General features: G+C 39.2%; 17 protein-coding genes, 2 tRNA genes and 1 riboswitch. Of the genes, 7 read left to right on the plus strand and 12 right to left on the minus strand.

Features of this window, described 5'->3' with window-relative positions; translation table 11 throughout:
* Window positions 1-96: 96 nt before the first annotated feature.
* From IEV74_RS19335 to IEV74_RS19355, 5 genes are all read right to left on the minus strand, one after another.
* A complete protein-coding gene (locus IEV74_RS19335) occupies window positions 97-276 on the minus strand; it encodes a hypothetical protein (RefSeq protein ID WP_188456988.1) in 180 nt (59 codons plus the stop codon).
* Between the two features lie 51 nt (window positions 277-327).
* On the minus strand, window positions 328-534 hold the full coding sequence (locus IEV74_RS19340) for a hypothetical protein (protein WP_188456989.1): 207 nt from the start codon (window positions 532-534) through the stop codon (window positions 328-330).
* Window positions 535-591: 57 nt separating this feature from the next.
* Entirely contained in the window at window positions 592-1,479 is an 888-nt protein-coding gene (locus IEV74_RS19345; protein WP_188456990.1) for a GNAT family N-acetyltransferase, read from the minus strand.
* 77 nt (window positions 1,480-1,556) lie between these two features.
* On the minus strand, window positions 1,557-2,159 hold the full coding sequence (locus IEV74_RS19350; protein ID WP_188456991.1) for a TetR/AcrR family transcriptional regulator: 603 nt from the start codon (window positions 2,157-2,159) through the stop codon (window positions 1,557-1,559).
* Between the two features lie 143 nt (window positions 2,160-2,302).
* On the minus strand, window positions 2,303-3,166 hold the full coding sequence (locus tag IEV74_RS19355) for an AraC family transcriptional regulator (RefSeq protein ID WP_229683267.1): 864 nt from the start codon (window positions 3,164-3,166) through the stop codon (window positions 2,303-2,305).
* 384 nt (window positions 3,167-3,550) lie between these two features.
* Here IEV74_RS19355 and IEV74_RS19360 point away from each other — a divergent pair, with 384 nt between their 5' ends.
* From IEV74_RS19360 to IEV74_RS19385, 6 genes are all read left to right on the plus strand, one after another.
* Window positions 3,551-4,348: a TIGR00266 family protein gene (locus IEV74_RS19360; protein WP_188456992.1), complete on the plus strand. Its 798-nt coding sequence runs from the start codon at window positions 3,551-3,553 to the stop codon at window positions 4,346-4,348.
* 130 nt (window positions 4,349-4,478) lie between these two features.
* Window positions 4,479-4,552: transfer RNA gene (locus IEV74_RS19365), tRNA-Thr, on the plus strand.
* A gap of 8 nt (window positions 4,553-4,560) precedes the next feature.
* Window positions 4,561-4,649, plus strand: a tRNA-Ser gene (locus IEV74_RS19370).
* A 110-nt stretch (window positions 4,650-4,759) separates the two neighbouring features.
* Window positions 4,760-4,866, plus strand: a riboswitch (TPP riboswitch).
* Window positions 4,867-4,957: 91 nt separating this feature from the next.
* Window positions 4,958-5,788, plus strand: a complete 831-nt coding sequence (gene lipM / locus IEV74_RS19375) for an octanoyltransferase LipM (protein WP_188456993.1) — start codon at window positions 4,958-4,960, stop codon at window positions 5,786-5,788.
* Window positions 5,789-5,790: 2 nt separating this feature from the next.
* Window positions 5,791-6,753: a lipoyl synthase gene (gene lipA, locus IEV74_RS19380; protein WP_188456994.1), complete on the plus strand. Its 963-nt coding sequence runs from the start codon at window positions 5,791-5,793 to the stop codon at window positions 6,751-6,753.
* Window positions 6,754-6,880: 127 nt separating this feature from the next.
* On the plus strand, window positions 6,881-7,216 hold the full coding sequence (locus tag IEV74_RS19385) for a thioredoxin family protein (protein WP_188456995.1): 336 nt from the start codon (window positions 6,881-6,883) through the stop codon (window positions 7,214-7,216).
* A gap of 97 nt (window positions 7,217-7,313) precedes the next feature.
* On the opposite strand, the gene IEV74_RS19390 is transcribed toward IEV74_RS19385, so the two are convergent.
* Entirely contained in the window at window positions 7,314-7,811 is a 498-nt protein-coding gene (locus tag IEV74_RS19390) for a GNAT family N-acetyltransferase (RefSeq protein ID WP_229683268.1), read from the minus strand.
* 142 nt (window positions 7,812-7,953) lie between these two features.
* On the opposite strand from IEV74_RS19390, the gene IEV74_RS19395 reads away from it, so the two are divergent.
* The gene (locus IEV74_RS19395) at window positions 7,954-8,553 is read left to right on the plus strand and encodes a short chain dehydrogenase (RefSeq protein WP_188456997.1); all 600 of its coding nucleotides are present in this window, start codon (window positions 7,954-7,956) and stop codon (window positions 8,551-8,553) included.
* Between the two features lie 100 nt (window positions 8,554-8,653).
* Here the strand turns inward: IEV74_RS19395 and IEV74_RS19400 are convergent, their stop codons facing one another.
* Genes IEV74_RS19400 through IEV74_RS19425 form a run of 6 tightly spaced genes read right to left on the minus strand, consistent with a single transcriptional unit; the run spans window position 8,654 to window position 13,866 of the window.
* Window positions 8,654-9,877, minus strand: a complete 1,224-nt coding sequence (locus IEV74_RS19400; protein ID WP_188456998.1) for a hypothetical protein — start codon at window positions 9,875-9,877, stop codon at window positions 8,654-8,656.
* Window positions 9,878-9,888: 11 nt separating this feature from the next.
* Window positions 9,889-10,722, minus strand: a complete 834-nt coding sequence (locus IEV74_RS19405) for a hypothetical protein (protein WP_188456999.1) — start codon at window positions 10,720-10,722, stop codon at window positions 9,889-9,891.
* Window positions 10,719-11,408 (minus strand): ABC transporter ATP-binding protein, encoded by a 690-nt coding sequence (locus IEV74_RS19410; protein ID WP_188457000.1) that lies wholly within the window; start codon window positions 11,406-11,408, stop codon window positions 10,719-10,721. The genes IEV74_RS19405 and IEV74_RS19410 overlap by 4 nt, the downstream gene beginning before the upstream one ends.
* Window positions 11,409-11,421: 13 nt before the next feature.
* Window positions 11,422-11,799: a GntR family transcriptional regulator gene (locus IEV74_RS19415; protein ID WP_188457001.1), complete on the minus strand. Its 378-nt coding sequence runs from the start codon at window positions 11,797-11,799 to the stop codon at window positions 11,422-11,424.
* A gap of 34 nt (window positions 11,800-11,833) precedes the next feature.
* Window positions 11,834-13,177, minus strand: a complete 1,344-nt coding sequence (locus IEV74_RS19420; protein ID WP_188457002.1) for an ABC transporter permease — start codon at window positions 13,175-13,177, stop codon at window positions 11,834-11,836.
* Entirely contained in the window at window positions 13,174-13,866 is a 693-nt protein-coding gene (locus IEV74_RS19425; protein WP_188457003.1) for an ABC transporter ATP-binding protein, read from the minus strand. The genes IEV74_RS19420 and IEV74_RS19425 overlap by 4 nt, the downstream gene beginning before the upstream one ends.
* Window positions 13,867-14,132 lie beyond the last annotated feature (266 nt).

Raw genomic sequence — 14,132 nt, forward strand, 5'->3', positions numbered from 1 at the left:
AAGGTAAAATGGTAATGCAAAATTTTTACATATATAATATTTATTTACAGTTATGCAACGCTAGTGGGGTCAGACCCCGTGTCCCGCTCTTTTCTATTACCGATAAAAACCGATTTTGCTTTTATATTCAGTTAGGGTATCATCGGACAATTTATATTGGTCGTAAGCCGGAACCTGATTTTTGCTGTATGACTTTTTGCTTGGATTTGTTAAGTTCTTTAAACCTATTTGAATTGTTTTAGTAAACGAATTTCGTCTTGGTTGACTTAATTGCATGTTTCTCACTCCCTTTTGAAAAAATGACTGGTCGGTTTTCCTATCCAATCCTCATTGGTAAAACTTGCGATTGTATACATAGTCAGCTATCGTCTCTATAACTGGCGGCTTCTGGCTATGGCTAGTGATACGATGCTCACTATATTCTGTTCGACCCTTCCTGATTGAATCCACCTTATTATTGCTATACATGAATTCTTTCAAAAAACTTTTTAATGAATGTCTTTTTACCTCGCGTCTATATTCACTAAGTTGCATTGAAATATCCTCCTTATAATTAAAATGACTAGTCAGTTTTTTAAATTGTAAAAAAACTTACATATCGTTCACCATAAACACCTGCTTTACAGTTATTTCAAAACCAATTTCTTCAAGCATTTTATAAGTTGTTGTGCTCCCTTTTCTCGGAACATTGACGACAACCCTATCTATCCTATTCGAGAAATCACCAAATATGCCTGTAAGGAGTAATTTTGTAATCGATTCTTGATCTGCATGATTCGGGTCTGCTTCACATTGATATAAAACAGTTCTTTTATGATTAAAGCTATCATCGTATGTTCTTCTAAAATAAGCATATCCAACAACATCATTACTATATGCATCCCGAGCCAGAATTGCTTCCGCGTTCGGTACACTTTTCCAATGTGTCTGCCAAGGGTTTAATTCCTTGTAAAACGAGAGCTTCCCAACCTCCTGAGGCAACACGCTTTCAATCGTATAATTTGTGCCCCACGAAGCATTCATTTGAACCTTTTGTGAACCATTTAACGAAAAATTTGCAAGCTCATCCTTTTTCATATATCCAAATCCTTGATAAAGGGCTATTGCCATTTTATTTTCTTTAATAGCTTCTAACGTGGCTAACGATACCTGTTCATCTTTGTAAAGAGCGAGCAAATGATGCATAAGCTGTTTAGCTACTCCCTTTTTACGGTATGCTTTTACCACAGCAGTACCCCCATTCCAGGCTACCTTTTTGCCATCCATCACTCGTATGCCACTTTTAATAATTCCGATTGGTTTATCGTCATCAAAAGCAACCACGGACAGGTTTGGGGAAAGGTCTTCCATCGCCATTCGGCCAACGAACTGATCGATCGTAAAATTAATCTTCACATAATAATCCTCAAATCCCAAATTCCAGGCTGTAAGTGCATCGTTTAAGCTGCACTCCGATAATTTTTTCACCGTAATCATCATTTACTCGCCTCCCTATTCAAAACTGACTAGTTAGTTTATAAGATAATCTATGTGTCTCTCCGTTTAAAACTATACGGTTACGTCAAATAAGCTAGCATCGTTGTTTCAATTTCTTTAATTCGTTCTTCTAGCTGTTTTTCATCAAAACGTACCAATGTATGCAGCCACAATCCATCATGCAAAGCCCAAAACATTCCTGCTGCTTTTTCAGGGTCAACATCCTTCTTAAATTCCCCAGCTTCTATTCCCTCAGCGATAATATCTTTGACGATTCCAAGGACAGTATCAAATCTGTCAGTCAAAACTTTCTTAACGTCCGGAGAATCGCTTGAGTACATCCAAAATTCAATATGAACCCGCATCATCTTCTTTTTGTGTAAATTAAATGGAATATCAAGATTTATCCAGTACTTCAATTTTTCTAAAGGACTCTCGATCTCACGTAATACTTTATTCAATCTTTCTAGTGATGTCTTCGTTTGGTGCTGCAACAATGAAATGAAAATATCTTCTTTACTGTCAAAATAGTTGTATACAGAGCCTTTACTTAAATTAGAATAACGTACTATATCATCAACAGATGAAGCATAGTAGCCTTTTTGTGAAAAACATTCCAAAGCCGCATCAAGCAGCGCCAAACGTTTTTCTTCTTTTGCTTCTTCTGAAATTCTTGGAGCCATGTTAACACCTGCTTTTTCTATTATAAAAACTGACTGGATAGTTTATATAAAGAGTATATGCCAAGTTTATCCAAAATGCAACTAAAATATTCCTTTTTTTATCGAAAAGCGGGACAAAGGGTCAGTCCCCTCGTCCCGTGCAGTTATTTCTTCAAAATTGGTATCCAAATGTCACATTGGTGATCCTCAGCCGATACATCGCCACTAACAGGATAAACCTCTAGCTCTGGGGCATCTACATGTTCATAACCTGTGGATGGAAACCATTCAGAGAAAATCCGATCCCATGTTTTTTCAATCGCATGCGGTATTGGACCTATTGCTGGAAAGACTGCCCACGTTGCTGCCGGTATTATTCTTTCTTCCCAACTGTCAGGCACACTGTTCTTTCCTTTTTCCGCACAGATAAAATAGGTCAATTCGTCTTGTTCTTTATCAAAGTCCATACATGCACCAATCAGCCCCATGGTATCACAGTATTTTTCCAGTTCAGCAGTAAATCCATTGCTGTTCGATTCGTCCCAAAACGCTTGAATATCACGATGATTTTGACCATCGCATGTTGCCGTACGAATCCTTTTCCCTACTACGCGAAATGCTTCTTTCTCCACAATTTTGTAATCCATTTCTTCATCACCCTTTAATTTGATTTGAAAGGAGAGTCTTGGAAAAGCCTTCAATGATTGATTATGATTTCTCACGGCAGATGGATTTATCCCATGCGTTTTGCGAAATGCCTTCGAAAAAGACTCTGGCGTTTCATACCCATACTTAAATGCAACGTCAATTACTTTACTGTCCGAATGTGTCAGCTCTTGCGCAGCCAGTGTAAGTCTGCGTTTGCGGATATATTCAGCAACAGTTACCCCTGTAAGCATATGAAACATTCGCTGAAAATGAAATTTAGACATACATGCGACCAGTGCGACATGTTCGATTTGAAGATCACCGTCTAAATTTCTCTCCATATAATCAATGCTATCAACCATTCGCTTTAGACCCTCCACAAGGAATCTCCCCTTTCTAATTCAACTCTATCAATCATAGTCATGCATATCCTGTTAATCTGTGCTTTTTATAGACAGTAGATTGTTATGTATTTTATAAGCGGATCGTATTTTGTTCGTTTTGGATCGTATTTTCCCGAAATCGGATCGTAAAACGGATAATTGGATCGTATTTTTGGATTTTGGATCGTAAACAATCAAAATCGGATCGTATTGTAATTATATTCCAGTAGTTCCCGTCACTACCTTATTCCGTTTAATTGAATAGTTTGTATTTTTTAACAACAATATCCTGCCATCAATGGAAATCCGGGAAAAATTGGTATATCATGAATATATCTAGAATACTATTAATTGTTTAACAATGTAAACGGAGGCGGGAAAATGAATAATCACGAAATTGATTACAAGCTTTATGGGGATGATATGCAATTTGTCGAGGTGGAGCTCGATCCGGAAGAAACGGTTATAGCTGAGGCTGGGAGTTTAATGATGATGGATGATCAAATTAAAATGGAGACTATCTTTGGCGATGGTTCTGGAAGTCAAGGCGGCGGCATAGTCGGAAAACTGTTCGGTGCCGGTAAACGGATCATTTCCGGGGAAAGTTTATTTATGACTACTTTTACAAACAATGGACAAGGAAAAAAACATGTTTCCTTTGCATCCCCATATCCTGGTAAAATCATTCCAATGGATTTAAGTGAAATTAACGGAAAATTAATCTGTCAAAAGGATGCCTTTTTAGCAGCAGCAAAAGGTGTGGCAGTTGGTATTGAATTTCAACGCAAAATTGGCACAGGCTTTTTTGGCGGAGAAGGATTTATCATGCAAAAACTAGAAGGTGACGGTATCGCATTTGTTCATGCAGGCGGAACGATACATAAGCGTGAACTTCAGCCTGGCGAAACAATCCGTGTTGACACAGGCTGTTTGGTGGCAATGACAGGTGACGTGGACTACAATATTGAATTTGTAAGTGGCGTTAAAACGGCACTATTCGGCGGGGAGGGTCTTTTCTTCGCAACACTTCGCGGGCCAGGTACGGTTTGGATTCAATCCCTTCCATTTAGCCGATTAGCAAGCCGTGTATTTGCAGCGGCACCGGAGCGCGGCGGTTCTAAAGGGGAGGGCAGTATTGCAGGTGGATTGTTCGACATTTTAGGCGGCGACAGAAAATAAATACAGCCTCATGCCCATACATCTAGCAAATAGCAATTCTGCTTATTTGCTAGATTTTTATTATTGCTATAAACCCCAATACATGTTGCTTGAAGAAATGGTAAAAATGTATTATTATTTCTTTTGTATCGCTGGTGTAGCACAGCTGGCAGTGCACTTCACTCGTAATGAAGGGGCCTGATGGTTCAAATCCTCACACCAGCATTCTATTTGGAGAAGTACCCAAGCGGTTATAAGGGGACGCACTCGAAATGCGTTAGGGCGGGTAACCGTCGCGTGGGTTCGAATCCCACCTTCTCCGTTCCCGCTAATCTCTCATTCTTATACACTCCTATTTCCACTAAGACTTTTGTCACATCTTTACAATCCTACTATTTCTGTTTAAGATAAATATAGAAAACTGCATATTCTCATTAGCACTAGGGGAGCTGTCATAATGGCTGAGAGGAACTGTTTCGTTCTGACCCTTTGTACCCGAACCAGGTAATACTAGCGTGGGGAAGTGTGATAGAAACGTACATATTAATTTTATTCAGACGTTTTATCAGACTACATCCCGCATGGGGTGTAGTCTTTTATTTTTTAGCTAAAACTGTGAGGTGATAAACATTGAATGACAAATGGGGATTTTTAGACACGGGGATACACGATGCGGCGGTAAATATGGCGATGGATGAATCATTGCTAAACTGGCATAGTGAAGGTAAAATTCCACCCATTTTACGTTTTTATCAATGGTCAGACCCCAGTCTATCGGTCGGGTATTTTCAGAATGCAGAAAAGTCTATTGATTTTGCGGCAATAGATCAATATAAGGTGCCGCTTGTCAGAAGATTAACAGGCGGAAGTGCAGTCCTTCACGATGATGAACTCACCTATAGCATTATCATCGCCGAAAATAAACCGTTTATCCCTGCATCAGTCAGAGAAGCATATTACATACTATCGAAGGGAATTTTCGAAGGGTATGCTAATCTTGGAGTCACTGTAGATTATGCAGAAAAAATCGACACAAGCAAAACTCGATCAGCAGTCTGCTTTGAAAGACCAGCATTGTATGAATTGATGGCAAATGGAAAAAAGATTTCCGGAAATGCCCAAACACGCAAAAAAGGGGTGTTATTGCAGCACGGGTCTATCCCTAGAACAATAGATGGGAAAATGCTTTTTGACTTATTCCGTTTTCCAACAGAAGAAATTCGCACAAGAAAACGAAAGGCTTTTTCAGCTAAAGCAACCACAATCAGTCAGGAAACAACGAAACAAATTTCAATCGACACCATGAAGGACGCGTTTAAAAAAGGATTTCAGACAGGAGTAAACATCGATTTATTTCCATTTGAACTTACCAACGATCAATGGGATGAAGTATACCAGCTTGCCAACACAAAATACAGGACAAATGAATGGAACTTCAATCATCATCTAAGGAGCGTGTAGTAATGGCTAAACAAGAGGAATACATACGTAAACCGGAGTGGCTCAAAACAAGAATTAACACGAACAAATCGTATCAAGGTCTTAAAAAACTGATGCGTGAAAAGAAACTGAACACCGTTTGTGAAGAAGCACGCTGTCCTAATATTCATGAATGCTGGAGCGAGCGCAAAACAGCAACATTCATGATTCTGGGCGACACCTGTACACGCGGCTGCCGTTTTTGCGCTGTAAAAACGGGATTGCCAAATGAACTGGATTGGGGAGAGCCTGCACGTGTTGCCGAATCTGTCGCCATCATGGGATTAAAGCACGTGGTTGTGACAGCAGTAGCACGCGATGACCTCAATGACGGCGGTGCAGCAGTATTTGCGGAAACTGTTCGTGCAATTCGCCGGGAAAATCCGGGATGTACAATTGAAATATTGCCATCTGACATGAAAGGCGATTATGAGAGCCTGCACACGTTAATGGACAGTGCGCCAGATATCTTCAATCATAATATTGAAACAGTAAGACGATTGACCAAACGTGTTCGCGCCCGCGCCATGTATGACCGTTCCTTACAATTGCTTCAGCGCGTTAAAGAAATTGCACCAAAAACACCAACAAAGTCAAGCATCATGGTTGGATTAGGTGAGGAAAAAGAAGAAATCATGCAAGCAATGGATGATTTATTGGCACATGATGTGGACATTATGACTATTGGGCAATATCTGCAGCCTACGAAAAAACATCTTAAAGTGGAGCGCTATTATCATCCAGATGAGTTTGCTGAACTAAAAGAAATTGCACTTGAAAAAGGTTTCCGTCATTGCGAATCAGGTCCATTGGTGCGCTCATCTTATCATGCTGATGAACAGGTTAGTCAAGCATCTGCACAGCGCAGGATCCATTATATGAAGGGCTATGAGGAGCAATCGGAGCAGAAAGTTGATTTTACGTTGGACGCAATTAATAAAAAATAGACAGGAATTCCCGCTGCATATGATTGTGCAGCGGGAATTTTCATCTTTGCAAAAGCATCTAACATGACTGCATGCACACATATTGATAGAATAAATGAAATACTATTCCTTTTTCGGAGGGTTGAGAATGAGGAAGCTGCAAAAACTTACATCACTAGATATGATAGAGAAATTCATACAAGAACATGAGTTAGCATTCCTGTACATTTCACGTCCCAATTGCGGTGTATGCCATGGCCTATTACCGCAAGTACGGGAATTATTGATGAACTATCCTGAAATCAAATTGGGACATGCAGACGCAGACGAAGTAATGGAAATCGCTGGACGCTTTTCCGTTTTTACAGTTCCTGTTTTACTCCTCTTTGTCGGTGGAAAGGAATACATCCGTGAAGCACGTATCGTTCATCTAAGCCTACTCGATAAAAAACTTCAAAAAATATATAACAATGTGGTTGGTTAGGGTAAACATTGTAACGGTTCCATTTTAAGAAAATTTTATTTTACACTGTGAAAAATAAAGGATTGGCTGAATGTTTGACCATCTTTTCCCCAAACATTCACTGGTAACATGCGTAAACATAGTTATCTTTATCCCATTTATAAAGGATGGACTCCCTTTTCATGCCAATTCGTTCCGCAACCTTAATCGATGGCTGATTATGCAAGTCAATTAGTGAAACCATTTTGGGGTACGCTAATACCTCCAGCCCATATTGCTTACATGCTAATGCCGCTTCTGTTGCATAACCATTTCCCCAAACGCTTCGTGCAAACAGATAGCCGATTTCCATTTCTACCTTTTCTTCAACCTTTTGTGGAACGATCCCACACTGTCCAAGAAATTCGCCTGTATGTTTATCCTCAACAATCCAAAGTCCAACACCAAAGCTTGCATAATTATTCAATGTCCAGGCAATCCACTTTTCCGCCTCTTCCTTTGTTTTAGTGGATGGATAATAGGTCATCGCTTCCGGGTCACTGAATATTTTCATCAGATTATCAGTGTCTTCCATATTCATTTCCCTTAATTGCAGACGCTCCGTAGTTACTATCATAAGCATGCTCCTTTCGATTCCATTATTGATAATTTTATCAATCATCTCATAATTTGTATTCAAATACATAAATTTAGGTAAAGGATATTGTATTCATGTTAATTCAGTCATCATTTGTATTTTTTAAAAGGAGTCCATGTATATGAAAATACTTGTTGTTGGTGCGAGCGGAACCATTGGAAAAGCTATTACCAAAATACTGGAAGCGGACAATGAAATTATTCGGGCAGGGCGGAATGGTGCTGATGTTTCTGTTGACATTACATCCGTCGACAGTATTAAAACAATGTACGAAAAAGTTGGCAAGCTAGACGCTATAGTCAATGCGGCGGGCCGTGCACAATTCAGCCCACTTGCAGAATTAACTCCGGAATTAAACGAAATCGGGATCACTAGCAAGCTAAAAGGGCAAATTAATTTAGTTCTTTTAGGTCAGGATTATTTAAATGACAACGGAAGTTTTACTCTGACAACCGGTGTCATGATGGATGATCCCATCAGACAAGGTGCATCCGCAGCCATGGCCAATGGTGGTGTGAAGGCATTTGTGAAATCTGCGTCAATTGAGATGCCTAGAGGAATTCGAATTAATTGTGTCAGCCCAAACGCTGTACAGGAATCATGGGGAAGGCTTCGGGATTACTTTCAAGGATTTGAAGCAGTTCCAGTAAGCCGTGTAGCTCTTGCCTTTAAAAAGAGTGTTTATGGTGCACAAACCGGGCAAAATTATGAGGTCTACTGAGCCGCAAAAGCTAAGGAACAATGCAAAGGCTTGCTTTTTACAATTGCAAAAGCAAGCCTCCTTTTGTTCCAATCCCCGTTCAAATCTGCATGCCTATCAACTATTTTATTTGCAAATCTGTAATATAAAAGGAATAATCCTTAACATCCACGATCTGTTCCGTTGGTTTTAATACCCCTTTATAAAGGGTTTCACCCGTTTTTAAGCTGCCTACCAACACTTGCGCCGATTGTTTTGCATCCAGAATTGTTGTGACTGCATACACTTTACCATTCTTGATTGCAACAGCTTTTAAACCTTCAGGAGATCCCTCATTGCCACTTGAATCCTGTAATTCAAATGTAATCTCTTTTCCAAATGTATCATTCTTTAATGAATAGGGAGAAATTGTAACAGACTTTGGACTTTCCTCCACAAAATAAATCGTACCGTCATCGAACATAATGGTTTGCTCTAGGTTTTGAAACCTCTCAGGCACTTCAACAGTTTCCGTTTTACCTGTCTCAAGATTATAGGCAACAAGTTCACCGCTCACTTCCTCCGATGCATAATAACCTTCAGGCTGTTCCACATCCACAAGAATTGACTTGTGAAAAACTACATATTGATGTGCCTGCATCGGATCGGTTTCATTCAAGATGATCATTTGTCCCGATTGATTTTCTTGTAAATTTTCTATGGAAGCAATTTCACTTTGATCAATCATTTTCCCTTTTTCGATATCGAATCCGTATACATGTACTGACTCATTACCTTCAACCATATTCTTCGTAACAAGCATAAGCTTCCCATCTGTTATTTGCACATCATCCACATTCATATAATCAAACGCAGTACTATCTGGTACCTCGATCTCGAATGAATTCGAATCACCCTCCGATTTGTTCAAAATAGATATCTTGAAACGGAAATCTTCTGGTGCAAGCATATTAACCTGATAATCTACCTCCCCATAAGCTAAATAGGTTTCATCTTCATAATAGTTATCTGGAACACCAGATTTTCCCCGCATGAAATTTCGGTGCTCCTCTCTAAGTTTTCTGATGCTTTCTATTGCACCAATGCCATCAATTCTTTCTAAAAATGACTGTTCATTTTTATACTCAGATCCTTTTGACGTAACGGTTAGACCTTCATTTATTGCAGAACCTGCATAATAATTCCCATCTATTACAACGGGGTCAATCTCGTTTTCATTACCGCTCTTTTTTTCTATCGCAAAATCCGGATATTGATCTGCTGAAAGTGCAGATGTTATATAAAATGCCCCAATCGTTAAGATAAGAACAATAAACACAACGGTCAGCTTCCAATATTTATTCATAACAATCCCCTTTACACCCTAATTTTTTTCTTCAGCAAATAGCTGCTCGTCCAAATGGAACAGCACGTAACGATTAATCCCATCACAATCTCCAAAAGCAGCAATTCACTTGGATAAAGGTAGTGGTTTTGTAAAAATTCTTGGATTAGTATCGGTGTAAAAAATAAAACAACCGCCAAAAATCCGTATCCAATTCCAAGTAAAATTCCCTTTATACGATAGCATCTTTCGAACATAATAGCGGTAAAAAGTAAGGTAACAACAGCAAATCCTGCGCCATAGTATAAAATAAATTCAATAAAGGAAGTTGGGATAATCATTTGCAGCTCCCGAAAGCTTCCGATAACTTCCAGAGTCCCCATATCCATGCGAAAGTCTTTTGGAACCATCCATTTTAAAATGGTACTCTCAATTGGAAAAAGAATTAACTGAAAAGCCACAAAGCCCAAAGTCATTAGGAGAATCGTTGTTAATTTAGCAAGGAAAACATTCAGTCTTGCTGTTGGCAGCATCAATAAACGATATATAAATGTATTTTTCCCAAACCAGTCTCTGTACCAAATAAGAAAAATATAAAATGCTACCACACCAATACACAATGCAATTGGACCAAAAAACCAAATGCTTGCAAATACGCGTTCAAGACTCATTGGACCATATTGAAGAAAAAACTCCGCTTTCGGCATTAATTCTTCATATATCATGTGATTGGCTTCCTTCAAATAACTTTTAGATTCAACGATAACACCAGCAAACTGAGATACCAATACAATTGCCAACAGGACAAAATACACCTTAGCAATTCGATTAAACTCAAAATTGACCAATTTTAAATATCTCTTCATGCTTTAAACACCTCTCTCATGACATCCACTACCGATTTCCCTTCATCCTCACGAACCGCTTCCGCATTGAATTCTTTTAATACCTGTCCATTATCCAGCAATACAACCTTGTCAATTAAATGTTCAATATCGCTGATTTCATGTGTCGTTATGATAACGCCCCGATCCTCAATCAAATGACTCGTAAAAACATCGGCAATCTGTTCCCTGCTGAATATATCAATTCCCGAAAATGGTTCGTCCATCAAAATGTAATCAACGTCCATCGCCAGACCAAGCAATAGATTTACCTTCGCTGTATTACCTTTTGATAAATCAGAAATCCGATCACTTTCTTTAAGTTTGAAAAATCCCAGCAATTCTGTCGCACGCTTCTGATTCCAGCTGTTATAAAAGTCGTCCATAAACTCCATTGCATCAGAAATGCGCATATTCGGCAGCATCGTTATCGCATCCGGGATGAAAGTAATTTTTTCAAAGCTTTCCTTTTTGATTGTTTCACCATTGATTAAAATTTGTCCGCTATGAATAGGAGTAAGTGCCATTATTGCATTCAAGATGGTCGTCTTTCCTACACCATTTATACCAATTAAGCAGGTTATTTCCCCTTTATTTGCAGTAAATGAGACACCTTTTAATACCTCTTTCCGACCGAATTTTTTCGTTATATCCTTTACCTCAATCATGAAGTTCCCCTCCTTAATTCTTATCCTCTGCAGAATATTTTTCTTTTACCAAATATAAAACCTCATCAACAGGTACATTGATTGAACGAATAGAATTAACAAAGGAGTCTACTGCTTGGAGAATAAGTTCTTCCCTAACCGACCCTAAAACGTGTTCATCCTTCGTAATCCGACTTGGCAAATTTCGCTCCGTATAAATCAAGCCTTCCTCCTCCATTTCTTTATACGCACGCTGCGCAGTATTTGGGTTGATTTTCAATTTATTTGCAAGTTCCCTTCTTGAAGGAATTTCCTGACCTGGTTCCAGCATGCCCGTTGCAATTTGCTCTTTGAAATGACGAACAACCTGTACATAGACCGGATCTCGATTATTGAACTTTATATTATTCATAGACACAACTCCTAAATTTCAATAGATGAGTTCTTTAAACCTCACGTCTCATTGCTTTTAATACATCTATTTGGGTAGCACGTTTAGCAGGGCGCATTCCAGATAGTATGGTAACTGCTAAACAAATGCCAACAGATATGACAATCAAGATACCTGGAATAGCCGAAAACTTTAAGTTGTCTGGGAGCTGTTCCCCAAAAGCTGCTTCAATAATGATTGGAAGACCAAAGTTCACTAAGAAACTTATTGCATATGCGACAACGACACCAATCACAGCACCAATTACCCCAATGCAGCTGCTTTCCAGCAGAAAGATTCGTTTAATCGTTTTCGGATTAGCTCCAATTGCTTTCATAATCCCTATATCTGGTGCCCGCTCTGTTACAGCCATTGTCATTGTATTGTATATCCCTATGGAAGCTATTAAAATAGCAATGGTACCAATCAACAGTAAACCCGCCTTCGCAACGGTAAACAGCATATTAATCTGTTCCATTTCTTTGACAACGGAATAAGTCGCATAGTTTGCTTCATCCAGTTGGTCGGAAATTGCTTTTACTGCTTCTAAATTGGTTGCATATACGTTTACCTCATCAAATGTATCAGCATCCTCACCCTGACCAGCCACTTCATCTTCTTGAACTGGATTTCCATTGGGCGTACCAGTGAACACCGCAATTTCATTCAAAACATCCTGAGAAATATAAACCTTTCGTTCCTGCATCCATTCCCTAGACGGCTTTTCAAGAATGCCAACAACCTTTAGCGGAATGGTGCGGGTTACCTCTTTCCCGTCATCCATTTTGTTGACGGTCATATCAATTGATTTGCCAAGAAGTTCGTCTTTGTATTGATAATCATCCTTTAATTGGCCATCCTCACTGTATAAATCCTCTTCCTTGACAGAAGCTGGGTGAAGATATTTTGGAAAATGATAGCCGACGACAATCTCGTTATTTTCCTTTGGTAACCTGCCTTCCTGCAATTCTAGTCCAGACTTAACCTCAGACGGAAAATGGGCAGCAACTGTATCCGTCTCCTCCATATAATCACCAATTGAATACGTTGTGATCTGTTGAAGGTGATTTCTTCTTGTTACTGCCTTGACGCCATCAATGGATTCTAAATAATCGATATCATCCATCGTTAACGCTCGAAACCCCTCATCATCCTTCTCATATCCATGAATATCAATTTTCGTAACAATTTGCTGTTCTAGTGTATCCTCAACAACCGTTTCCTGGAGACCAAAGCCTACGGATGCCAGAACAATCAGAAACGTGCAGCCCATCGCAGTAGCCAAGATTGTCATAAACGTTCTAACCTTATTTTTCTTAACATTTTGCCTGACAAATGCTAATTGATCCTTTAATCTCATCGAACTTCACCAACTTCCAGGAGTCTTCCATCCCTGATGGCAATTGTACGGTTGCCTATTTCAGCAACCGCATCATCGTGTGTAATAATCAGAAATGTGATACCCAATTCGCTATTTAATTGCTTAATAAACTGCAATAAATCAGCTTCTGTTTCGCTATCCAGGCTGCCTGTTGGCTCATCAGCTAAAATGATCGGCGGGTTCAGCACCAATGCTCTAGCGATACTAACCCGTTGCTGCTGCCCGCCTGACAATTCACTTGGATAATGATCCTGATAATTCGTTAGCCCAACTTTTTCGAGTATTTCAGAGGTGATTTGCTTTCTTTTAAATTCACTCTCTCCCTTTAAAATTAATGGCAATTCGATATTTTGATAGGCTGTCATGCTAGGTATCAGCTGAAAGCTTTGAAAAATAAATCCTAAATGATTAAGCCTAAAGTCAGCAAATGCTGCCTCTGTAAAGTCGGTTACTCTTTGGCCGTCAATCAAGATTTCACCTTCAGTTGGCTGACTAAAGCCACTTATAAGGTTTAATAATGTGGATTTTCCCGAACCGCTTTTCCCGACAATGGAAACTATTTCACCTCTTTCAACTTTAAATGTTATATCGTTTAATACTGGTAAGGTCGTTTTTTTATCTTTTTTGCCTAGTGTGAAACTGTGACTAAGTTGCTTTACGTGTATCATCTTTTCTCCTCCGATAGCCGATGCAGGAAGTGTATTAAATGGTTAATACACTACAGCCATAAAAATAAATGTATTAAGCAGTTAATACACCCTTGTGATGTATTATAGACTTAATACACCTTAATTGTCAATACAAAAATGGACCCTTTTTTACAATAGGACCACCCACTTGTAAATTTCACATCGCCGTTTCCGTAAACTGCGACGTAAATACTTGTGGTGATTTTGCATTATTTTGGACGCTCTTTGGTCCCGCAGCCCGTATA

It is taken from the genome of Virgibacillus oceani, assembly GCF_014638995.1.
GTDB lineage: Bacteria > Bacillota > Bacilli > Bacillales > Amphibacillaceae > Virgibacillus_E > Virgibacillus_E oceani.